The organism is Sphingomonas sp. TF3, assembly GCF_003985085.1.
Taxonomy (GTDB): Bacteria; Pseudomonadota; Alphaproteobacteria; order Sphingomonadales; family Sphingomonadaceae; genus Sphingomonas.
Window position 1 is genome coordinate 1 of record NZ_RWKS01000019.1, and the last position, 19,945, is coordinate 19,945.

At 63.7% G+C, this 19,945-nt stretch carries 27 protein-coding genes, 1 tRNA gene and 1 pseudogene; 17 read left to right on the forward strand and 12 right to left on the reverse strand.

Features of this window, described 5'->3' with window-relative positions:
* On the reverse strand, positions 1-97 hold a 97-nt coding region (locus EJC47_RS15705), incomplete at its 3' end, for a glycosyltransferase (protein WP_260591615.1).
* A gap of 38 nt (positions 98-135) precedes the next feature.
* Here EJC47_RS15705 and EJC47_RS15710 point away from each other — a divergent pair.
* The 6 genes from EJC47_RS15710 to EJC47_RS15735 all read left to right on the forward strand — a co-directional run bounded on the left by EJC47_RS15710 (position 136) and on the right by EJC47_RS15735 (position 4,558).
* The gene (locus EJC47_RS15710) at positions 136-1,392 is read left to right on the forward strand and encodes an aromatic ring-hydroxylating oxygenase subunit alpha (protein ID WP_126848851.1); all 1,257 of its coding nucleotides are present in this window, start codon (positions 136-138) and stop codon (positions 1,390-1,392) included.
* Positions 1,389-1,745, forward strand: coding sequence for a hypothetical protein (locus tag EJC47_RS15715; protein ID WP_086486214.1), 357 nt, complete (start codon positions 1,389-1,391; stop codon positions 1,743-1,745). The genes EJC47_RS15710 and EJC47_RS15715 overlap by 4 nt, the downstream gene beginning before the upstream one ends.
* 28 nt (positions 1,746-1,773) lie before the next feature.
* Complete coding sequence (locus tag EJC47_RS15720) at positions 1,774-2,703, forward strand: 3-keto-5-aminohexanoate cleavage protein (RefSeq protein ID WP_126848852.1); 930 nt, start codon at positions 1,774-1,776, stop codon at positions 2,701-2,703.
* 49 nt (positions 2,704-2,752) lie between these two features.
* The gene (locus tag EJC47_RS15725) at positions 2,753-3,169 is read left to right on the forward strand and encodes a nuclear transport factor 2 family protein (protein ID WP_126848853.1); all 417 of its coding nucleotides are present in this window, start codon (positions 2,753-2,755) and stop codon (positions 3,167-3,169) included.
* A 67-nt stretch (positions 3,170-3,236) separates the two neighbouring features.
* Positions 3,237-4,106, forward strand: coding sequence for a fumarylacetoacetate hydrolase family protein (locus EJC47_RS15730; protein ID WP_126848854.1), 870 nt, complete (start codon positions 3,237-3,239; stop codon positions 4,104-4,106).
* A 5-nt stretch (positions 4,107-4,111) separates the two neighbouring features.
* The gene (locus tag EJC47_RS15735; RefSeq protein WP_185867695.1) at positions 4,112-4,558 is read left to right on the forward strand and encodes a nuclear transport factor 2 family protein; all 447 of its coding nucleotides are present in this window, start codon (positions 4,112-4,114) and stop codon (positions 4,556-4,558) included.
* Positions 4,559-4,606: 48 nt separating this feature from the next.
* Here the strand turns inward: EJC47_RS15735 and EJC47_RS21575 are convergent.
* Both EJC47_RS21575 and EJC47_RS15745 read right to left on the reverse strand, forming a co-directional pair.
* Positions 4,607-5,388 (reverse strand): annotated as a pseudogene (locus EJC47_RS21575) (IS5 family transposase).
* A 924-nt stretch (positions 5,389-6,312) separates the two neighbouring features.
* Positions 6,313-6,786 carry an Hsp20 family protein gene (locus EJC47_RS15745; protein WP_126848856.1) on the reverse strand — a complete coding sequence of 158 codons (474 nt, stop codon included), beginning with the start codon at positions 6,784-6,786 and terminating at the stop codon, positions 6,313-6,315.
* 577 nt (positions 6,787-7,363) lie between these two features.
* Between EJC47_RS15745 and EJC47_RS15755 the strand changes: the two genes are divergently transcribed.
* Genes EJC47_RS15755 through EJC47_RS15770 form a run of 4 tightly spaced genes read left to right on the forward strand, consistent with a single transcriptional unit; the run spans position 7,364 to position 8,483 of the window.
* Positions 7,364-7,540, forward strand: coding sequence for a DUF3606 domain-containing protein (locus tag EJC47_RS15755; protein ID WP_126848857.1), 177 nt, complete (start codon positions 7,364-7,366; stop codon positions 7,538-7,540).
* A 3-nt stretch (positions 7,541-7,543) separates the two neighbouring features.
* The gene (locus EJC47_RS21065) at positions 7,544-8,080 is read left to right on the forward strand and encodes a hypothetical protein (RefSeq protein ID WP_185867696.1); all 537 of its coding nucleotides are present in this window, start codon (positions 7,544-7,546) and stop codon (positions 8,078-8,080) included.
* On the forward strand, positions 8,077-8,301 hold the full coding sequence (locus EJC47_RS15765; RefSeq protein ID WP_126848858.1) for a type II toxin-antitoxin system Y4mF family antitoxin: 225 nt from the start codon (positions 8,077-8,079) through the stop codon (positions 8,299-8,301). The genes EJC47_RS21065 and EJC47_RS15765 overlap by 4 nt, the downstream gene beginning before the upstream one ends.
* Positions 8,298-8,483, forward strand: a complete 186-nt coding sequence (locus EJC47_RS15770) for a DUF6961 family protein (RefSeq protein WP_126848859.1) — start codon at positions 8,298-8,300, stop codon at positions 8,481-8,483. Before EJC47_RS15765 ends, EJC47_RS15770 begins: the two co-directional genes overlap by 4 nt.
* Here the strand turns inward: EJC47_RS15770 and EJC47_RS15775 are convergent.
* Entirely contained in the window at positions 8,480-8,797 is a 318-nt protein-coding gene (locus EJC47_RS15775) for an ArsR/SmtB family transcription factor (protein WP_126848860.1), read from the reverse strand. The genes EJC47_RS15770 and EJC47_RS15775 overlap by 4 nt on opposite strands.
* Positions 8,798-8,990: 193 nt before the next feature.
* Here EJC47_RS15775 and EJC47_RS15780 point away from each other — a divergent pair, with 193 nt between their 5' ends.
* The 5 genes from EJC47_RS15780 to EJC47_RS15800 all read left to right on the forward strand — a co-directional run bounded on the left by EJC47_RS15780 (position 8,991) and on the right by EJC47_RS15800 (position 13,206).
* Positions 8,991-9,758 (forward strand): hypothetical protein, encoded by a 768-nt coding sequence (locus tag EJC47_RS15780; protein WP_126848861.1) that lies wholly within the window; start codon positions 8,991-8,993, stop codon positions 9,756-9,758.
* Between the two features lie 113 nt (positions 9,759-9,871).
* Entirely contained in the window at positions 9,872-10,759 is an 888-nt protein-coding gene (locus EJC47_RS15785) for a 3'-5' exonuclease (protein WP_126848862.1), read from the forward strand.
* Between the two features lie 40 nt (positions 10,760-10,799).
* Positions 10,800-11,630, forward strand: a complete 831-nt coding sequence (locus EJC47_RS15790) for a hypothetical protein (RefSeq protein WP_126848863.1) — start codon at positions 10,800-10,802, stop codon at positions 11,628-11,630.
* Positions 11,631-11,632: 2 nt separating this feature from the next.
* The gene (locus EJC47_RS15795; RefSeq protein WP_260591611.1) at positions 11,633-12,430 is read left to right on the forward strand and encodes a hypothetical protein; all 798 of its coding nucleotides are present in this window, start codon (positions 11,633-11,635) and stop codon (positions 12,428-12,430) included.
* A 269-nt stretch (positions 12,431-12,699) separates the two neighbouring features.
* Positions 12,700-13,206 carry a hypothetical protein gene (locus EJC47_RS15800; protein ID WP_126848864.1) on the forward strand — a complete coding sequence of 169 codons (507 nt, stop codon included), beginning with the start codon at positions 12,700-12,702 and terminating at the stop codon, positions 13,204-13,206.
* Positions 13,207-13,227: 21 nt separating this feature from the next.
* Here the strand turns inward: EJC47_RS15800 and EJC47_RS15805 are convergent.
* The 8 genes from EJC47_RS15805 to EJC47_RS15840 all read right to left on the reverse strand — a co-directional run bounded on the left by EJC47_RS15805 (position 13,228) and on the right by EJC47_RS15840 (position 18,417).
* Positions 13,228-13,303: transfer RNA gene (locus EJC47_RS15805), tRNA-Phe, on the reverse strand.
* Positions 13,304-13,333: 30 nt separating this feature from the next.
* Complete coding sequence (locus EJC47_RS15810; protein ID WP_029622962.1) at positions 13,334-13,519, reverse strand: DNA gyrase inhibitor YacG; 186 nt, start codon at positions 13,517-13,519, stop codon at positions 13,334-13,336.
* Positions 13,519-14,475 (reverse strand): ribonuclease, encoded by a 957-nt coding sequence (locus tag EJC47_RS15815; protein WP_126848865.1) that lies wholly within the window; start codon positions 14,473-14,475, stop codon positions 13,519-13,521. Before EJC47_RS15815 ends, EJC47_RS15810 begins: the two co-directional genes overlap by 1 nt.
* Positions 14,468-15,049, reverse strand: coding sequence for a Maf family protein (locus EJC47_RS15820; RefSeq protein WP_126848866.1), 582 nt, complete (start codon positions 15,047-15,049; stop codon positions 14,468-14,470). Before EJC47_RS15820 ends, EJC47_RS15815 begins: the two co-directional genes overlap by 8 nt.
* A gap of 13 nt (positions 15,050-15,062) precedes the next feature.
* A complete protein-coding gene (gene infA / locus EJC47_RS15825; RefSeq protein WP_010162480.1) occupies positions 15,063-15,281 on the reverse strand; it encodes a translation initiation factor IF-1 in 219 nt (72 codons plus the stop codon).
* A gap of 271 nt (positions 15,282-15,552) precedes the next feature.
* Positions 15,553-15,906 carry a type II toxin-antitoxin system PemK/MazF family toxin gene (locus tag EJC47_RS15830; RefSeq protein ID WP_221885180.1) on the reverse strand — a complete coding sequence of 118 codons (354 nt, stop codon included), beginning with the start codon at positions 15,904-15,906 and terminating at the stop codon, positions 15,553-15,555.
* 13 nt (positions 15,907-15,919) lie between these two features.
* Complete coding sequence (locus tag EJC47_RS15835) at positions 15,920-16,135, reverse strand: AbrB/MazE/SpoVT family DNA-binding domain-containing protein (RefSeq protein WP_126848868.1); 216 nt, start codon at positions 16,133-16,135, stop codon at positions 15,920-15,922.
* Positions 16,136-16,464: 329 nt separating this feature from the next.
* Positions 16,465-18,417, reverse strand: coding sequence for an alpha/beta hydrolase family protein (locus EJC47_RS15840; RefSeq protein ID WP_185867697.1), 1,953 nt, complete (start codon positions 18,415-18,417; stop codon positions 16,465-16,467).
* A 429-nt stretch (positions 18,418-18,846) separates the two neighbouring features.
* Here EJC47_RS15840 and EJC47_RS15845 point away from each other — a divergent pair, with 429 nt between their 5' ends.
* Positions 18,847-19,647 carry a hypothetical protein gene (locus EJC47_RS15845; RefSeq protein ID WP_148110555.1) on the forward strand — a complete coding sequence of 267 codons (801 nt, stop codon included), beginning with the start codon at positions 18,847-18,849 and terminating at the stop codon, positions 19,645-19,647.
* Complete coding sequence (locus EJC47_RS15850) at positions 19,647-19,934, forward strand: hypothetical protein (protein ID WP_126848870.1); 288 nt, start codon at positions 19,647-19,649, stop codon at positions 19,932-19,934. The genes EJC47_RS15845 and EJC47_RS15850 overlap by 1 nt, the downstream gene beginning before the upstream one ends.
* The last annotated feature ends 11 nt before the right edge of the window (positions 19,935-19,945 follow it).

The window sequence follows — 19,945 nt, forward strand, 5'->3', positions numbered from 1 at the left end:
CGCGGCGGTTTTTCTGCGACTGGATCAGCCGGATGCGCGGATCGTCGAAGCTGCGGATCACCGCGACGGTGTCGTCGGTGGAGCAATCGTCGACGATAACCCATTGCGAGCAGAGCGGACAGAGAGGAAGTCGACATGAACGAGCAGCTTTTCAAGTTATCGCCATCCAACGTGACGGTGGAAGCGGGTTTGTCGACCGGCCCGGTATCGGTCGAATCCTATATCTCGCCCGAACATTATGCGCGGGAAAAGGAGCAGGTGTTCCGTCGCGCCTGGCTGCTGCTGGGCCGGGAGGAGGAAATCCCAAATGCGGGGGACTTCGTCACCCGCGACATCGATGTCTGCGATGCGAATGTCCTGATCACGCGCTCCAAGGGAGGCCATGTGCGGGCCTTCCACAATGTCTGCTCGCATCGTGGCAGCCATGTCGTCCTCAAGCCATCAGGCAATGCCGGGAAGTTCGTCTGTCCTTATCACAATTGGACCTACAAGAACGACGGCAGCTTGGTCGGCGTGCCCGATGAGTCCTCCTTCTTCAATTTCGACAAGAAGAACTGCGGACTTACCCCGATCGCAGCCGAGGTCTGGGAAGGATGGGTCTTCATCAACCTGTCGCCCGAGCCGCAGGTTTCGTTGCGAGAGTTTCTGGGTCCGCTCGCTGACCTGATGGCGGGCATACCATATCCCGCCGCAGGCCATCCGATCGTCATCCAGGCCGATATCGATGCCAACTGGAAGGCGATCTGCGATGCCTTCATTGAGACCTATCACATCCCCGTGCTCCACGCCGAGACGATCGGGACGACCTACGCCTCTCCCGAAAACCCGTTCGCGCACATGCTCGATGCGCGGATGCTCGGCGCGCACAGGCTGATATCGACCTATGGCAACGCAAATTATGCTGCCAAGCCATCGAACAAGGTCGAACGGCTGGGGCAGGATACGCATAGCACCGCGAGCGTGACCTCGTGCAGCAACGATCCTGCCTTGGTTAGCTTTCTCGAGCATCCGGCGGTCAATCCCACCAAATCGACGAGTTGGGCGCAGGACGTCTACCATGTCTTTCCGCACGTCCATATCGACGTCGGGCCGGGCGGTTTCTGGACACATAATTTCTGGCCGACGTCGCACAAGACCACGCGGTATGAAGCGCGCTTCTACGTGCCGCCTGCGGCGACCGTTGCCGAACGCTTCCGGCAGGAGCTTTTCATCAGCCGGGTCGTCGAGGTGGCGCTCGAGGATCTGGCCAATGTCGCCCGTACCCAGAAAGGCATGCAATCGCGCGCAAAGGGCTTCATGTATCTGCAGGAAAATGAGGTCGCCATTCGCCATCTCCATTCAACCCTCGATAAATGGGTGAAGGCGAGCACCGTGCGGGAGGCGCTGGCATGACCGACGCGAAGATCGCGACCACCCTGCCCGCCGGGTTCAAGGATCTCGAGCCGCTGGTGGACCGTTGGGCGGGGCGAACCATCGAGGCGCGCACCAAGGCGCGCTGCGAAGCTTCGATGGAAGACATCATGCTCCTTTACGACGTCATGGTCGAGCGCGCGCCAGCGATACTCGATTATCTCAAACCTTTTCCGCTGGATGCGATCGAAGGCGAGAACGCGACGCTTTTCTGCCTGCTGCTATCGCTAGGACAAGCGTCGATGGCGGTGGAGGTTCACGGGCAGCCGCAAGCTCCCAACACGCCATTCCCGCATGGCATCCGCGTGCTGAGCGGCGTCGCGCCGTTCGGCTGAGGCACAAAGTTTTTCGGGAGGCAATCGGATGACATCCGGCAAGGTCATTATCAGCTGCGCGATAACGGGCGCGATCCATACACCGTCAATGTCGCCATTCCTGCCAGTAACAGCGGAGGAAATCGCGGACTCGGCCCTGCGGGCTGCCGAGGCGGGCGCCGCGATCGTCCATCTCCACGCGCGCAATCCGGAGGACGGGCGCCCCGACCAGAGCCCCGAGGCGTTCGAGCCGATATTGCGAAGGATCAAACAGGAGTCCGATGTCGTCATCAACCTGACGACCGGCGGTTCGCCCTATATGACGATGGAAGCGCGGGTGAAGCCCGCTGCAATCTTCAAGCCCGAGATCGCCAGTCTAAACATGGGATCGATGAATTTGGGCCTGTTTCGCATGCTGAAACGGCACACCGAGTTCAAATATGACTGGGAGCCCGCGATGCTGGAGGGCTCGCACGACCTCGTGTTCCGCAACAGCTACAAGGACATCCGCTACGCGCTCGATACGCTGAACGAGACTGGCACGCGCTATGAGTTCGAATGCTACGACACCGCGCACCTGCACAACCTGAACTATTTCTTCCAGGAAGGGCTCGTTACCGCGCCGCTGTTCATCCAGACCTGCTTCGGCCTGCTCGGGGGCATCGGGGTCCATCCGGAAGAAGTGCAGCATATGCGCCGCACCGCCGATCGGCTGTTCGGCGATGCCTATCACTGGTCGGTGCTCGGTGCGGGCCGCAGTCAGATGGCGATCGCCGCGCAGTCCGCCGCGCTGGGCGGGCATATCCGGGTCGGGCTCGAGGACAATCTTTGGGCGGGCAAGGGCAGGCTCGCCGAATCGAACGCTTCACAGGTCCGCCAGGCCGTGCAGGTCATCCACGGTCTCGGCCGAGAGGTCGCGACCCCGGACGAGGCGCGGGCAATATTGGCGCTGAAGGGGTCGGCCAAGGTGAACTTCTAATCGCATCGACGAGGTTCGGCGCAAAATCACACAGGAGCGTAGACCGGCTATGACATCCACCAAAGCCGTGGTCGGCGAGTTCATGCGACGCCTTGAGGCGATCGATTTCGCCGGCGCGTTCGGCATGCTGGCCGAAGATGGGTGCTACACGATCGTCGGCCAGACGCCGGCATCCCGAACCTATGTCGGCGCACGCGAAGTGCTCGAGACACTGGTTCCGGCGCTTGCGACATTCGCGCATCCCCCGAAGCTGACGTTCTCCACACCGATCATCGAAGGCGACCGCGCCGTCCTGCTCGCCGCCGGCCGCGGTGTCGGGCCAACTGGCATTGTCTACGACCAGCCGCATTGCGCATTCGTCACGCGTGTCCGCGACGATCAGCTCGTTGAGATCGTCGAGTTCGTCGACACCGCGATGCTGGAGATCGCCTTCTTCGGCAATAAGATCGTACCGGCCGACATGTGATTTTCTGTGGCCCCCGCCTGCCGGCACGGCAGGCCGGCATATTGGCGAAAATAAAGGACAAAGCGCCATGAAGTTCATCACCTTCGACAACGCAGGAAAGCCGGCGCTTGGCGTGCAATATCGGGATGCGGTGATCGAAGTCGCTCGCCTTGGCCCGCAATTCCCTGCGTCGATGGCATCGCTGATCGAGGCGGATCGCGATATCCTGCCCGCGATCGCCCAAGCGTGCGCGGCGGCGCCCGAGCATCTGCGGCTGACCGCCGCCACGCTGACTCTGCTTCCGCCCATATCGAATCCCGGCAAGATCATATGCGTCGGCCTCAATTACGCCGACCACCTCAGTGAAGCGAAGGTCGGCGAAGCGCCGGCCTTTCCCGGCCTGTTCCACAAGGTGCCCTCTTCGCTCGCCGCGCATGGCGCCGCGTTGCTTCGGCCCGCGACGTCGTGCCAGCTCGACTTCGAGGGTGAGCTGGCCATCGTGATCGGCAGGTCGTGCAAGCGTGTTCCGGCTGAACGCGCGCTCGAACATGTGTTTGGCTATACGATCGTGAACGATGGCTCGGTGCGGGATTATCAGCTGAACAAGGCACTGGCAGCCGGCAAGAATTTCGATTCTTCTGGCGCGTGCGGGCCCTGCATCGTTACGGCCGAAGATCTTCCTCCCGGTGCGCGAGGGCTGCATTTGCAGACACGCCTCAACGGCCAGGTGATGCAGGACGGCAATACCGATCAGATGATCTTCGATGTCGCCTCCATCATCGCGCTGGTCAGCGATATTCACGGGCTGAATCCTGGCGACATCATATCGACCGGGACGTGCAGCGGCGTCGGCGCGGCGCGGACGCCGCCGATATGGCTCGAGCCCGGAGACGAGATTGAGGTGGAGATCGAGGGTATCGGCGTCTTGGCCAACTCTGTGCGGCAGGAAGGAGAATGACGGCCATGAACGATCTTGAATGGATGAGCGCCTCCTTCGCATGCGAACGGCTGTGCAACGCCTTCTCCTGGCATCTGGACCAGCGTAATTTCGAAGCACTGGCCGATCTGTTCACGCATGACGGCGTCTTCGTGCGCAACGACGAGCATCTTTCGGGCCGGGCTGCCATTCTTGATGCCTATGCGAAGCGGCCCGATGTCACGACGGTTCATTTCGTGAACAATTTTCAGCTTATTGCGCTGGACAGCTTATCCGCGCGGGGCACCGTCTATAACATGGTCCTGCATTCGCCTGGCGAGCCGGTTAAGGCGGTCAGAACATTCGATCCTCTTTCGGCGATTCGGGTCGTTTGGTTCCAGGACGACTTTGCGATGGTCGATGGATCATGGCGATTTGCATATCGGCATGCGCACGCGGTACTCCAATCTCCGACATGGCCCGGCCTTTCCTGAACGTAACCGAGGCGGGAAAACGAGCGCGGCCATGTTTAAGAGATCAAGTTAGGCAGCGTGGACAAATTTGAGCCAGTATCTGGCGGTGGCGATATGGACCATGCCGAGGAAGCTGTTGGCAAGCTGGTCGTAGCGGGTGGCGATAGCGCGGTTGATTTTGAGATGGCCGAACATGCGCTCGATGCGGTTGCGCTGCTTGTACAGTGCCCGATCATGCTCGATTTTCACACGGCGGTTTGATCGACCGGGGATGACAGCCTCGATCTTACGCTCGGTAAGGTCGGCGCGGATGGCATCGGCATCATAGCCCTTGTCCGCAAGCAAGGCGTCAGGTGTCTGCTCTGGCAAGCCGATCAGGGCTTCATACGCCTTGCAGTCTGCCGCTTCGCCGACCGTCAGATGGAAGGCGAGCGGCCGTCCGAGGGCATCAGCCAGGCAGTGAAGCTTACTGGTGAACCCGCCCCGCGAGCGGCCAAGAGCGCGTCGATGAGTCCCCCTTTTCCGCCCGCTGCCGAGACGTGGGCGCGGACTGTGGTACTGTCGATGCTGTAATGGCCGCTGTCCGCCATGATTTCAGCCAGGGTCACAGCTACGGTCTCCCAGACCCCAGCCTCGCTCCAGCGTCGGAACCGGCGATAGATCGTGTTCCAACTGCCATATTTAGGCGGGACATCACGCCACGGCGCTCCACAGCGAAGTCGCCAGAGTATGCCGTTGATGATGGAGCGGTTCCGCTCGGGCCGTCTGCCTCTGCCACGCTTTTCTGGCTCGATCGGCAGCAAGCCCTTCAGAACGCGCCATTCCGCTTCGGTAAGATCGCCTCTGCTCAAGCCTGCCTCCCAAAAAGCAGCCTTGAATCAATGTCGCCGGCTCGCGTCAATCTGGTCCTTGAATCCAGATGGACGGTCTTCTTTGCGAAGACAGGGCATTCGGCTATCCCATGCCAATGAGCGACGGCGGATATAAGGGTGGGGCAACGGTCGAAGGCCGATGGGGTTGTATAGCTTCCGCCGTCTTGGGCGTGCCCGCATTCATGTTTCTACTACTTGCCGATGCGCTGGGCGACTGCGCGCCGGACACCGCGTGCAAGAAGGGCTTTCTGACCCAAGTCCTGCTGCCCTCCGCTGTTATCGCAATCGGGGTCGGCCTTCTCGTGCGCTCGGTAGTCAAAGCAGCTAAGCGGAATAACCCTGACTGAGCGCCGCAGCGCTCACCGGAATTTGTCCACGCTGCCTAGCGGAACAATTTGTAGCAACCGCCTGCATCCTCTAGCAACCTCGACAGAAAGCTACGGAGCCGACCGAGTCATGCTACTGACCTGATCTCAGGGCATCCCGACACTCAAAGACACTTGGTCCGTTGGCCTTATACGCGATTGCGGATGCGTCAGCATCTTCGCAAGCGCGTATAAGGCCGGGCATCGCGGCTCAGCGCAAGGCGACGCCCGGCGGGGGTACGATTCGACCGGCCTGTCCGTGTCGAAACAGTTCATAGTTCGCCGCGCTTCGCTGAGGTCGCGATCAAGCGGCGCGATGCTGCACCAGCCTTGCGCGTTCACGTTCCGCAGCCCGATCGTGCTCCAGCGCAAGCCCAAGATGAGATTGCCGAGCCGCCAAGCAGCGAGCGGCCGCTGCCGCCTTTCGCTCTTGCGCAGCCCGCTCCTCAAAATATCTGATTTTCTCGGCCATAGTCATGGCGTCAATCCCCGGTTCGCGTGCGATGCCGGCAGCGGCGAACCGCTGCCGGCCCAACTGTCACGCTGCCTTGGACTTGCCCTTGAGCCGTGGCAGAAGTCCGCCGTCATTGGCAGCTGTACCGATCTCGATCCGGCGAGGCTTCATCGCTTCGGGAACCTCCCGCTGGAGCACGATCGTCAGCAAGCCATTCTCGAAACGGGCCGAACGGACTTCGATGAAGTCGGCCAACTGGAAACGACGTTCGAACGGTCGGGTAGCGATACCCCGATGGAGATAGCCCTCCTGGGGGGTCTCGTCCTTGCGCCCCGTCACGAGCAGCTGGTTCTGCTGGGCAACGATCTCGATCTCGTCCGGCCGGAAGCCGGCCACGGCGAGCGTGATGCGATAGCTGTCATCGCCATCCTTGACGAGGTCGAAGGGCGGATAACCGTCGCCGCCTTCGGTCCGTGCACTGTTCTCGAGAAGGTCGAACAGTCGATCGAAACCTACGGTCGAGCGCCGATAGGGGGTGAAGTCGAAATTGGTCCTCATATTCAAATCCTCCTATGAGCAATCTGAGCATGAGAAGCGCCGGAAGAGCCGACGCTCCCGCTGTGCCGGACCCAATGGCACCCGGCGATCGGCGAGATAGTTTGAGCGGATTTATCGTCAAGAGGTCCACCCCGACCACTTGGAATTTTTTTATCAGGCCAGGCCAAGGACTTGACGGCTGGGCGGCCACACGCAAATTTGCGTGCGGGATATGCCATATGGAATGAGAGACTGGAAGAATGGAGGCAGTTGCCATGTCCCTCTCCCATTTTCGTCACCCGGTTGACATCAGCACGCACCCCGCATTGGAATCCGAGGTTAAGCGTGCCATCCTGGCTCATGAGCCTCGGACGCCGCCGCCGTCGAACGCCACCCGTCTTTGCGGAAACCAGGTCGATCCGTTCCCCCCTTCGCATTCGACGATGTGATGACTGCCCTGAAGTCTCTTGATCGCGGAGGAGCATGATGTCCGGGGCGGGCCATCCAGGGCGGAAATCAATCAAGGCCCGCCCTCCCCACCCTTTTTGGCGTGAACCTGCGAAATCTTCGTACGTTGGAGCGACGAAGGGGGAAGACCATGGCTGATGACAGGAATGTTCGCGGGCCGCGGGATGCAGCGGGCGTCAACGTCGACGAGGACTATGAACGGCGCTACCGGCTGGATAAATCCGGCGTGCCCGACGGCCGGCTGCACGCCGCGCTCGACAAGGCTGGCGTGCGTGCCGAGGCCGTCGAACGCGCATTGAGGGCTTGACCGATGGCGCGGAAGCTGAAGGTCTTCCGCACATCGATCGGTTTTCACGACGCCTATGTTGCGGCGCCAAGCCAGCAGGCGGCGCTCGAAGCCTGGGGCTCGAGTACCAATTTGTTCGGGACCGGCCTGGCCGAGCAGGTCACCGATCCCAAGCTGGTCAAAGGCCCCCTGGCTGCGCCCGGCCAGGTCATAAAGGTCAAGCGCGGAAGCCAACGCGAACATTTGGCCGCGCTGCCCAGGACGAAGCCTGCCGCCGGGTCATCGCCCAGGTCCAAGCATGCCCTGTCCCGACTGACCGCGCGCTCAACTAGCTCATTCAGGTTGGCCGCAGGACCTTCCTTGGACAGCTGTGACCTGACCAGCGCGTCCGTGTCTGAGTCGACGGTGACGCGCCATTGTACGGTGTTGCTCATCTCCGAGTCATGCTCGGCTGACCGCTCCTCGGCAATATGGCGCGTGGATGCGCTGGATGTCCTGTGGGACCGATGCCTCCGCTTGGCTCATGAACGTGACAACGGCTATCTTCCCGTACGGGAATGAAGGTCGTGGTCACCAGTTCAGCCGATATTGGCAATGCCGTGCGTCGGGCGCGGAAGGCGGCCGGGCTGACTCAAGACGTGCTCTCTGCGGCGGCCGGCGTCGGGCCTCGCTTCGTGGTCGAGCTTGAGGGCGGAAAATCCAGCCTGCAGTTGGACAAGGTGTTGGCCGTGCTGTCCGTCCTGAAGCTGTCGGTGACCGTGTGCGACGATGCAGAAGCGTGACGCCGGATCAGGAGCGCTACGCGGAGGCCCTTGCGATTGAGCGCATGCACGGCGCGGATGCGCCTCGATGGATAGTCGAACGTATTGGTTCGCTTGCATTGGCGGGCGATGAAGCCGGCGTGCTTCGCTTCATTGAAAGCGCGCGCCCGCTCGACGAACTGATGCGCGCGCCCGAGGTCTAGGCGCGGCGATTCTCCTGCTTCTGGCCTGCGCGTGCTTTCTTCCCCCGCTCGCACGCGAGGGCCAGGAACTCACTCAATCCTTCCGCAGGAGCGGTCTCCGCCCGGTATACCACGGTGCGGCCCACCTTCTCCGAGGACACGAGTCCCGCCCGCTGGAGAACGGCCAGATGGGCCGACATGGTGTTGGGCGTCGTGCCGACTGCCGCCGCGATGTCGCTCGAGGCCATGCCTTCTGGAAGAGCTTCCACCAGACGGCGGAACGTGGCGAGCCTGGTCGCTTGGGACAGCGCGGACATCACCTGAAGGGCATGCATCTTTTCCACTCCTGATACTCTAGGTCCGCTCGGCGCCCCAAGCCAAGCCGCCTCGCCAAGATAGCGTTAGCGCGGCGCTAATACTACAATAATTCGCGAAGCGTTGTAATGTTCCGGCAGCGTTCCATATTGTGGTGCGTCAGCGGCCCTAGCCGGCTGCGGCAGACCTACATCGATGATGATGGAGTGAACCATGAACGCGATCACGGGAAGCATAGAGGCTTCACCTCAGTCCGACCTGGACGTCATCCATTCCGCGCCTTCCGGCGCGAGGTTTCCGGATCCGCTCGAGCTCGACGATCGCTCGGACGAGATCGTCGTCACCACGCGCCGTGCCATCGGTCGCGTGGCGCTGGTGGCGACTGAGGTGGGCATGCGCTTCCAGCGGGAAGCGCTTCCGTATGATCCCATGAGCTGGATGTTGGCGCCGCGTCGCGTGTTCGACGGTGCGGCTCCCGTCGATGCATGTCTCGACCGCGACGATTGCATGCGCGGCGTCCTGATCCATGGCCTGGGGCTGGGACTGGATGTCGACCGCGCGGCGATCGACACGCTCATGTCATCCGATGACGACGACTTCGAGGATCACGAGTTCCGCCATCTCTACGAAGGGCAGTTCGGCGGTGCCGGGCGCTCGAAGCGCGAACGGACAGGTCGTGGTACGCGCCTTCGCCTCTACACCGCGACCATCGCCGAGACCCGTGACAACGTGATGACCCAGGCCTTTCACGCATCGGTCGCCCGCAACTCGGGCGAAATCCGTGCTCGCCTTGCCGGCCGCTTCGGTCCCGATCTTGCGGACGCAGCCGACATTCGCATCGGCGTGCATACGGCGTCTCCCTTGGTGGTGGCTCTCGTACCGGGGGCCGTCATCGAGATGATCCGTCAGATGGATCGCGATTGCGGCACGGTCGCCGCGCGCACGTTCGCCGTCGACATCCAGCAGTGCATTCAGGCGTAGTCGGACCAGCCGCCTAACGATGCTCGCGTGGGCGAAAGGCGCGGCCGTCGCCGCGGCGCGCGAATAGGCTCTTCGGCCCACCTCGACTGAAACTCCGCTTTACGGAGACCTTCATGGATACCCAGACCAAGGTCGGGCGCTTGGACGCGCCCGCTGCCGGAGGCGTGCGCCTCCTCCATCCGCTGCGATTGCAGGAAGGGCCGACCGGCGAAGGATCCGGGCGGGGGCCTTACATCGGCGTCGCCGTCGATTGCGAGACGACGGGCCTCGACTGGAGCACCGGGCGCATCATCGAACTGGCGCTGCGTCGCGTGCGCTATGATCGCGACGGCACCATCACGGACATCGATCGGGCGTACGAGTGGCGGGAGGATCCCGGCGAACCGCTGACCGAGGAGGTTTCTCGGCTGACGGGGCTCACCGACGAGGATCTCGCCGGCCAGGAGATCGACACGGATGCGGCCGTCCGGCTCCTCCGGTCAGCATCGTTCGTAGTGGCCCACAACAGCGCCTTCGACCGGCGCTGGATCGAGGCGCGGCTGCCGGAGGCCGCCGGGCTTCGCTGGTGCTGCTCGATGGCCCAGGTGGATTGGCGGGGAAGGGGGTTCGATGGCAAGGCTCTCGGCTACCTGCTCGTGCAGAATGGCTTCTACTTCTGCGGCCACCGGGCGGCGAACGACGTCGACGCGATGATCGAGATGCTGCGTCATCGTGATGCCGATGGTCGCACGGCCCTGGCGGAGATGATCGAGAACGGTGCCAAGCCGAGCTGGATCGTCCGCGCGCGTGGTGCCCACTTCGATCTGAAGGACAAGCTGCGCGCTCGCGGATACCGCTGGGATGCGGCGGACGGTCGGAAGGTCTGGTGGCGTGAGGTCGCCGATGACCAGCTCGTCCCTGAGCAGCTTTGGCTCGCGAACAACGTCTACTCGGCCGAAGCGCGCGCCCAGAAGATCTGTCCCGAGACCGTGCGTGTCACGCCTCGTACCCGCTTCCTCTGACCGGCGAGCCGGTCCCCCCAAGCACGAAGGACACCATGCCATGGCCAAGAACAGGATCGGTGCGACCAGCACCTCGCCGTCGACCGCGCTGGCTACCATCAAGCGCAAGGCCCTCACTCCCTCCGGAGAGGTGACGCTCGCGAAGACCCTTGGCTCGGAAGGGCCGCTGGCCAAGATGCCGGGCACCGGCGGCGAGGTCATCCACCAGTCCGGCATCGTCCGGGTGACCGGACGTGACTACGCGACTGATGCGGAGACAGTGCCTGCGTCCGAGATCTACTTCGTAGCCCGGAAGAAGCTCGGAAATTCCGGACCCTGGCTGAACGAGGCCGACAAGGTGGCCTGGATCGATCCCCGGACTGGCTATGAATGCATCATGCTGCGCCACGATCCCGACGGGTTCCTCAGCGGATACGTGGGCGTGCCCGAGGATCACCCGCTCTTCGGTTGGGACCATGAGGCCATCGCGCCCGAGATCGGCATCGACGTGCATGGCGGCCTTACCTATTCCCGGATCTGCAACGACGAACCGAGCCCGCAGTGGAGCCTCGAAGCTGAGGCGCATCGGATCTGTCATGTCGTCGTTGGACACGCATCGCTGAATACGACCGATGACCGCGTCCATAGTGGCCAATGGTGGCTCGGGTTCGAGTGCAACCACCTCTACGACGTGGTCCCCGGAAGGCCGCAGCACCGCCAGGGCTTCATGGGGGCGGAGACCCATGCTGAATATCGCGACGACGCTTACGTCGTTCGTGAGATCCTCAACTTGGCTGCGCAGTTAAAGGCGCTCGCCCTGGGCGAACCCGTGCCGGCGCGCGACGGACCGCCGCTGCCGTCGATTGGCCTCGATCCGAAGCGTGGAGGCTGACAGTGGTTCGTGATCGACACAGGCCGGGAGACCTGCCCTGGGGCTGGTGGTTGCGCGTCCGCGATGGGGTGCTCGAGGATGAGGACGGACGCACTTGGCGCTCCGTGCGGGATGCCTTCTGGCAGGGCGAGCTCAACTTTCCGGATGTCCATTTCGCCCCTGAGCAGCACGAGCTGCTGCTCCGCGCCTTGTCTGCGCTCGACAGCCCTTGTGCCGACGCGACCGAACACCGGCACGACCTCTTCAGCGGCGATATGTTGTTCTGGCGCTTCTATCAGTGCTGGCTCGCATCGACCGGCATGCTCGACCTGTCGAACCGGCTTGGGATGCAGGTCAGCCCGCTTGAGGGCCGGCTAAGTGACGAAGGGCGATCGGTGTTGCTGATGCTTCGCGCGACACGGGATCCGTCGTGGGTGGATCTCCCCATGGCTGAAATCATCGCAGCTGTGACGTCCTCGGCAGGCACTGCGGACGAGGATGCGCGGGAACGTGCGTTGAAGGCATTCGAGGCTTCGATCGGGCTTCGCCGCCACGTCTTCGCACGCGAGCGCATCGGACGCTCGTACGTCGTCACGTTGACCAGTATGCCCGCCGGGCGCGGCGCTCACATGCCCGTGAGGAGGGTGACCTGGTCCATGGCGTTCACGGACGCTGCCACTCGGGATGATCTGTTCGCATGGCTGGCGGCCCGGATCGATCGCTGGGATGCTTGGGGTGAACTGGCGTATCGCAGAGGTGCGCCTGCGCTGTCTGAGCGTCTTCTCACACTCATCCTCGCTGGCGGAGTCCCGAGCACTTGAAGATGTCTGAAGAGGTGCTCCGGCATTTTCAGGATGATGTTAACGGTTAGCAGCGACACAGTGCCCGGATGGTGGGCAGTGGTCGAACATCAAGGGTGATGCGCGGAGCGGCAGTCGTTGCTGGACCGTTCCCGCGGGAGGTTTCCTATGAAGCTGCCCTTCCGAAGCGTCGACTTTTGGAGCTTGCCCGTGTTCGGCGATAGCCCTCAATGAGCTCATCTTCCTGGCCCTCGATCTTGGGCGAGCCTCGCGAGGCATCTGATTCCGTAGTGACGCCGCCCTTGCGCGTCCCGACCGCATTGCTGAATTATCTGGCCCGCAGATGCGACGCACCGGCGGGCCTTATAGCCACCGTGCTGAAGCTCTCCTCGCCCGGGCGCAGCCACTGCATCCCTGCATCGGGCGATCCTCACAACAACCTGCGCCCGTGCGTGTTGAACGCGACAACGATCATCGCCTCTCGCGGCCAGGATATTGAGGCGACGATCATCGGCGATGGTTGGGCAGTCCACGCCGATTCAACTCACACGGATCTCACCTTGGCGGTGCTGCCGCACGTTGCCCGAGCCAGCACGGGACGTGGGTTGCTGTGTGACAAGTTCGACTTCGCCTTCCTGCCGCGAGAGCTGGAGATTGAAGCCATCATCGACCGTGGGGCGGGTGCGCTGATCCGCTGTCAGCCGCTCACCACACTCCTCGCAACGACGCACAAAGCCCCCGATGAGGGTCTTAATGATGTCTGTGGCGCTGTTAGCGGGTCGGACGGCGCTTCTTAGCGGGTCCGATTACTGAGAAAATGGTGCCCGAGGGCGGATTCGAACCACCGACACTGCGATTTTCAGTCGCATGCTCTACCAACTGAGCTACTCGGGCACACCCGAAGTTGCTCGGGGAAGCGGCCTCTTAATCGCGCTCTGGCGTGCTGTCTAGCCCGTCTTGTTCTTCTCCGGGTGGAGTCGATACGGGAAGTGCGTAGCCCTCGCCCAGCCATTGCAGCAGATCGCGGTCGCGGCAGCCCTGGCTGCAGAACGGCGCATGCGCGGCCACCGGGGGCTTTCCGCACAGCGGACAGGGTTTGGAGCGCGCCATCATGCCACCTCGAAGATCGGGGCCACGCCGGTACGCCGGGCGAGCTCGGCGATCCAGTGCGGATTGGCCGCCAGCACCTTTTGCACCGCCGCGGGCACGCGGTTGTGCGCCGGAACGGGGGGCGGGGTGCGCTCGATTCGGCGGAGCAGTGCGCGCGCCTGCGCTGCGGCAGGATCGGCGCGGAGCAGTTCGGGCAGCGAGGCGCGGCTGCGGCGGCGGATGATCTGGACGAAGCCGAAGCCGTTCATCGCGGTGCGCTCGAACGGTTGCGGGAGGCCGGCGTCGAGCGCGGCATCGACTGCGGCGCGCGCGGCCTTGCCTTGCAGCGTCGGGAAATCGACCCCGATCGAGCCGCCAATGTCGAGTCGCACGATCGCGGCGGCGACCGCACGCGCGGCGGCGAGCGCGAGCGGATCGAGCGGCGGGTAGCCGTCGACGTCGAACAGCGTCATCGCGGGCGTGGGGCTCATCCGGAGCGCGCCGCCGACCGGGCCACTGAAGACGATGTCGCCGGTCAGCGCTTCCTCCAGCACCTCCGACCAGCCCGCCGCTTCGAGATGATCGGGCTCATGCGCGTGGCAGATCCGCACCGGTACGCCGGTCGCGGTGATGCGGTCGAGCAAGGTCGGCCCTGCGCGTTCTGGCCCCTCGGCGGGGGCGCAGCGCGGGAGCTTGGCGCGGCCGGGCTCGGGGATCGCCTCGCGCACCAGTTCGACGCTCAGCGCGGCCCCTTGGGTGATGCCGGGGGGGAGGGGCGAGAGCAGCGCCTCGCCGCCTGCGAAGCTGACGCGGCCCTCGCGGCCCTTGACGGTGATCTCGACCAGCCGGGCCGCCAGCACCGCGCCCAGCGCCGGGCCGGGCCGATCGGGGGCGAGTCGCGCTTCCAATATGGTGCCATGCTCGACCAAAGCGGCGCGGGCTTCGCCGATCCCGGCCTCATACAGCCATTCAGCCAAGCGCTATACCTGCCGCCAGCAACAGCGCGCGCGTTTCGAACAGAGGCAGGCCGATGACCCCGGAATGCGAGCCCGACAGGAAGCGCACGAACGCCTCGGCGCGGCCCTGAATGGCATAGCCCCCGGCCTTGCCGAGCCCCTCGCCGCTGGCGACATAGGCGTCGATCTCGGCGACCGACAACGGCTTGAAGGCGAGGATCGTGTCCGACAGGCGCTGGCGCAGCGTGCCATCGGCGGCGATGACGCACACCGCGCTCAGGCAATGGTGGCGGCGGCCCGAGAGCATTCCGAGCATCGCGCGGACGGTGGCATCGTCCTCCGCCTTGCCGAGGATGCGGCGGCCAAGCGCGATGGTGGTGTCGCCCGCCAGCACGATTTCGCCGGGCGCACGCGCGACGGCCAGCGCCTTGGCGCGCGCGACGCGCTCGACATAGGCGCGCGGCGGCTCGGCCTTGAGCGGTGCCTCGTCGACGTCGGGCGCGGCGATGCGGGCGGGCGTTACCCCCAGCCGCGCGAGCAGATCGGCGCGGCGCGGGGAGGTGGAGGCGAGGACGAGCGGCGGGCTCTGGCGCACCACCGCGTCCGAGTCACTTGAAACGATAGGTGATCCGCCCCTTGGTAAGATCATAGGGCGTCAGTTCGACCAGCACTTCGTCGCCGACGAGCACGCGGATGCGGTTCTTGCGCATCTTGCCGGCGGTGTGACCGAGAATTTCATGATCGTTCTCAAGCTTCACGCGGAACATGGCGTTGGGCAGAAGCTCCACCACCTGGCCGCGCATTTCGAGCAGTTCTTCTTTTGCCAAACAAACCTCTGGTGATTTTGGGGAATTCTTGAAGGGCGCGCCTTAGCCGATGATGCGCCAAAAGGAAAGCCGCGCGCGATGGGCCGCAGCGCCCCGAGCATAACAGCGCGGCGCGGTGTAGGACAGGGCCCTGAGATCCGGCCGAAAACGCCCCGAAATGCGCCGTGAAAGGCAGCTTCATTGGCCAAGATCGTCCGCAAACGCGCCCGGAAGGCGCGGTTTGCGCCCTTTTGCGCCGATTTTGGCCCGCGACCGCGAAATCGCCCGAAATTTAGCCCGTTCCGGCCAGCCCCAAATGCCCGGCCAGCGCCGCGCGGACCTGCGCGAACCGCGCTGCATCGAGCGTGCCGAGCGGTGTTGCGGCAGCGGCGTCGATCGTGGCGAGCTTGGCGGTGCGCACCAGCGAAGCGACCGGCAGGCCAACGGTGGCGTGATCGCCCTCGATCGCCACGTCGTCCGCCCAGCGGCGGTTGCTGGCGCTGGTGATCATCGCCACCCACAATAAAGCGCGATCGGGGCCGAGCCCGCCATGCGAGACGACCAGTGCCGGGCGATGCTGGCGAGTGTCGCGATCGGTATAGGGGAAGGGCACGCGGACGATCGTCCCGGCGACGAACGTCGCCACCACGGACTCCGCCTCAAAGCCCGGCATAAGCCTTGGTATCGGCAGCGTCGCCCCATTCGGTGAAGGTCGCGAAGGGATCGTCGGGCGGCGCGGCGGCGGCGCGCGTCAGGATCACGCGGTCCCCCTCGATCCTGTACGCGAGCGTATCCCCCTCGCGCAGACCGAGCGCCACCCGCACCGCGCGCGGCACGGTGGTCTGCGCCTTGGTGGAGAGTCGCGAATGGATCATGAAGGGGAAGGTAAGGGTTTTCCTTACCTGGGGCAAGGGGGCAGGACGGCGTATAGAGAGCGGAATATCAGGTCCTTGGTGGTCTTCGATCCTCCCCGCTCGCGGGGAGGTAGCATCGCGCAGCGATGACGGAGGGGGCTCTCCGCTGGCGCTACGCGTTGTGCCGACCCCCTCCACCGGCTGCGCCGGTCCCCCTCCCCGTGCCGGGGAGGATTAGGTTAGCGCCGCGGCAAAGCCGCGTCGTCGGTCGACGCGCGCGGTGCCCCGCGCGGTCGTCGGCCGGGCTTGCGCTGATCCGCGGCTAACGGCTGCGCCGTCAGCCTTGGGCGCTACGCCGGATTATGCTCCTTCAGAAACGCCTCCATCGCCTTCAGAAACTCCAGCCGGTCGGCCTCGCGGCTGAAATGGTGGTCGCCCAGCGGTTGCTCGATATAGACATAGGGCTTGCCCGCCGCCTTCAGCTTCGCCGCCATGTCGCGCGATTGCTTGACGGGCACGACGGTGTCCTTCTTGCCGTGCATGATCAGGATCGGCATCGAGAATTGCGCTGCGCCGTAAACGGGCGAGACCGCCTTCAGATCGGGGGCCTGGTCGCGCAGATAATCCTTGTTGCGTCCGCCATTGAGGAAGGCCCCGTCATAGCGCAGCATGGCGGGCATATCCGACACGCCGGCAAAGGACACCGCGCAGCGATACACCGCGCCATCGCGCTGCGCCCCGCGAAACGCGGCATAGCCGCCATAGGAGCCGCCGACGATGCAAACGCGCTTGGCATCGGCGATGCCGCTATCCGCCGCCCATTTGACCGCGTCGGTCAAATCGTCCTGCATGGCGAGGCCCCATTGCCCGCGCCCCTTTTTGGTGAAGGCGGTGCCATAGCCCGAGGAGCCGCGATAATTGGGTTGCAGCACGGCATAGCCACGGCTGGCGAGGAATTGCGTCCACCAGTCCCAGCTTTCGTCATCACGCGCGAACGGGCCGCCATGTGGCAGCAGGATCAGCGGCAGGTTCTTAGGGTCCTTGCCACGCGGCAACGTGAGCACGGCGGAGATTTCGAGCCCGTCGCGCGCCTTATATTTCACCGTGCGCACCGGGCCATAGGCCTTCAGCCCGAGCGTTTCATTGACCATCGCCATCATGTGCATCACGCCTTCGGCCTGGCGATAGACATAATAGGCGCCGGGGCGATCGGCCCCGCCGACATGGACGATCAGCACCTGGAAATCCTTGCTCCACGACACGATCCGCGCGGTGCGGTTGCCGACTGCGGCATCGAGCTTGGTCTGGATGTCGGCGAGCGCGGGGTCGATCCAGTGCGTGCGCGAGCGCGTGTCGGTATAGTTCACGCCGACCAGGCGCGTGCCGCTCTCGTCGCTGATGATGCCGTCAATATCATAACCGGGCACGCCGAACAGTTTGGGGCCGGTCTTGAGCGTGGCGAGATCGAGCGGATAGAGCGCGGTCACGTCATCGGCATCGCTGATCGACAGCGCCTTGCCGGGTTCGGGCAGGAACATGGCGGGGGTGTTGCCGAGATCGGCATCCTTGCCCTTTGCCTTGACGAGCGTGCGGAAGGACTGGGCGGCGCTGTCGCGGTAGAGCAAGCGGTAGGAGCGCGCGTCATCGTCATAAGCGAGCCCTGAGCGCACCGTGCCGGTGCCATCGGCATACCAGTTCATGACAGTGTCGCGCGGCGGCTGCACCTGCACGCTGCGGCCGTTGGTGACATCGAAATCGCGCACTTCGGGCCAGAAGCCTGCGGTATCGCGGTAGATCGAGGTTTGCAGCGCGAGGCGGATGTGCGGGCTGCCATCGCGCGCGATCCACAGGATGTCATCGGCCCCTTGCGCGGCGAGATCCTTGCCGAGCACGTTGATCTTCTTGCCATCGGCGCTGACGCCGATCGTGCGGCGCAGATACCAGCTGTCGCCCTCGACCGGGGCGGTGGCACCGATCGTGGCGACGAGCCAGTCATTATTGACCCAGGCCCAGCTGTTGAGATCGTTGGGGCCGGGGTTGATCATCACCATCTTGCTGGTGTCGTCGAGCCGGATGATCACGAAGCGTTGCTCGCCCTTGATCGCCATCCGGAGTGCGACGCGCGTGCCATCGGGCGAGAGTTCGGGGCTTTGCAGAAAGGGGAGCCTGGCAAAGGCTTCGGCGGGGAGCGGCGCGGTGGCGGCGGTGGGGGCGGCAACCGGCGCGGGCCCCTGCGCGTGGACGACACCGGCGGATACCGCAGTCACGATCGCCAGCGCCTGCCAGTAACGGTATAGTATCACGGTGATTTTCCTCCCCCAGGATGCAGCCGAGCTTTATTGCCGACGCGCGCGCTGACAAGGGGGATGAAAAGAAAAAACGCGATTATTGTGTGAAAACGACCACCCGTTACAAAATGTGCGAGTGCGGAGCCGTTTCTTTGTACCTGCCATGCCGATCCAAAGACTCCGCAGGCATGGTTGCAGCGTGCCTGACACGAGATGGCACATAAATATCTGAAATATAACTCGACTGTAGAAAACATCATTTTATTGATAATAACAGCACACTATGTCAGTTTGAGTTTGCTTTCTAATAAACAATATGGGGAGGGGGTGGAGGTGCCAGGTGATCCATTAGTTTCGATCAATATCATCGCGCGCGGGATGGGTGATGTTTTGCGAAGAGTGGCCGTCGGGGGATTTGCCATGTCGCTTGCCGGGTGCGCGACCGTGAGCGGATTTCCAAATTCGGCGTTCGATACTACGCAAGTCAATGCCGAGATTGCGCCATATCTGCTGGCGGCAAAGGTCACCGCCTATGACTCCTGCCAGGCCAAGAAGGCGTGCCGCAACGATATCATCGACGCCCGGCTGCGCGCGATCGACCTGCGTTTTGGCGAATATGAGCGCAATCTTTACAAAGAAGGGGTCGGCTTCGGTGTCGGAACCGACTGGATCGCGCTTGCGCTGAACGGGGTCGGCTCGGTGAGCGCGGCGTCGAAGGCGCTGTCGGCGGCCTCGGCCGGCGTACTGGGGGCGCGCGCCTCGTTCGAGAAGCAGGCGCTGTACAACATGACCATGCCCGCGATGCTGGCGCAGATGGTGGCGAAACGGCGCGAAGTGCTGGCCCGCATCCGCGAGGGCGAATCGCAGGATGTCGCCGCATATTCGCTGTTTCGCGCGCTCAACGACATCGATGACTACGCCTTTGCTGGCACGCTTCCCGGTGCCATCACCGAGATTTCCAATCACGCCGGGGTGCAGGCGACGCAGGCAAATGCCGACATCAAGGAAATCCAGATCGTCGCGCCGGTCGCCCAGGATCTGCAGGACCGCCGGGAAAAGATCGCGACCCTGCTGAAGGCCGCGACGCCCGCGCAGCTCGGGCTGTTGCAGCGCGTGTCGGGCGGGGAGCCGAGCGATGCCGATCCGCTCATCAACGCGCTGAACCTGCTCGATTCCGCACGGACGACGGAGAAACTCGAGACCTTTTGCCAACGTTTCACGGTTTCGATCGGAGGACCCTGCTAATGTCCATTGTTCAAAAGGCGTGCGACGGCAACCAGCCGCTCAGCTATCTGCAGACGGTGGTGCAGCAGGAGGAGGGCATTTACGGCCCGCTTACCGGGCTGATGGCGCAGGCCCCCAATAATGTGATGACCTTGCAGATTGGTGCCAGCCCCGCCGTGGGCAAGCGCGCGGTGCTGGAGGTGTATAGCGGACATCCGCCCGAGAAAGACGGCCATGTGCTGATCTGCGTGGCGAATTGCCTGGTGAGCGCGGCGATGCAGAGCGTCGCTGCCTACCGACCGACCTGATCGATGGAATG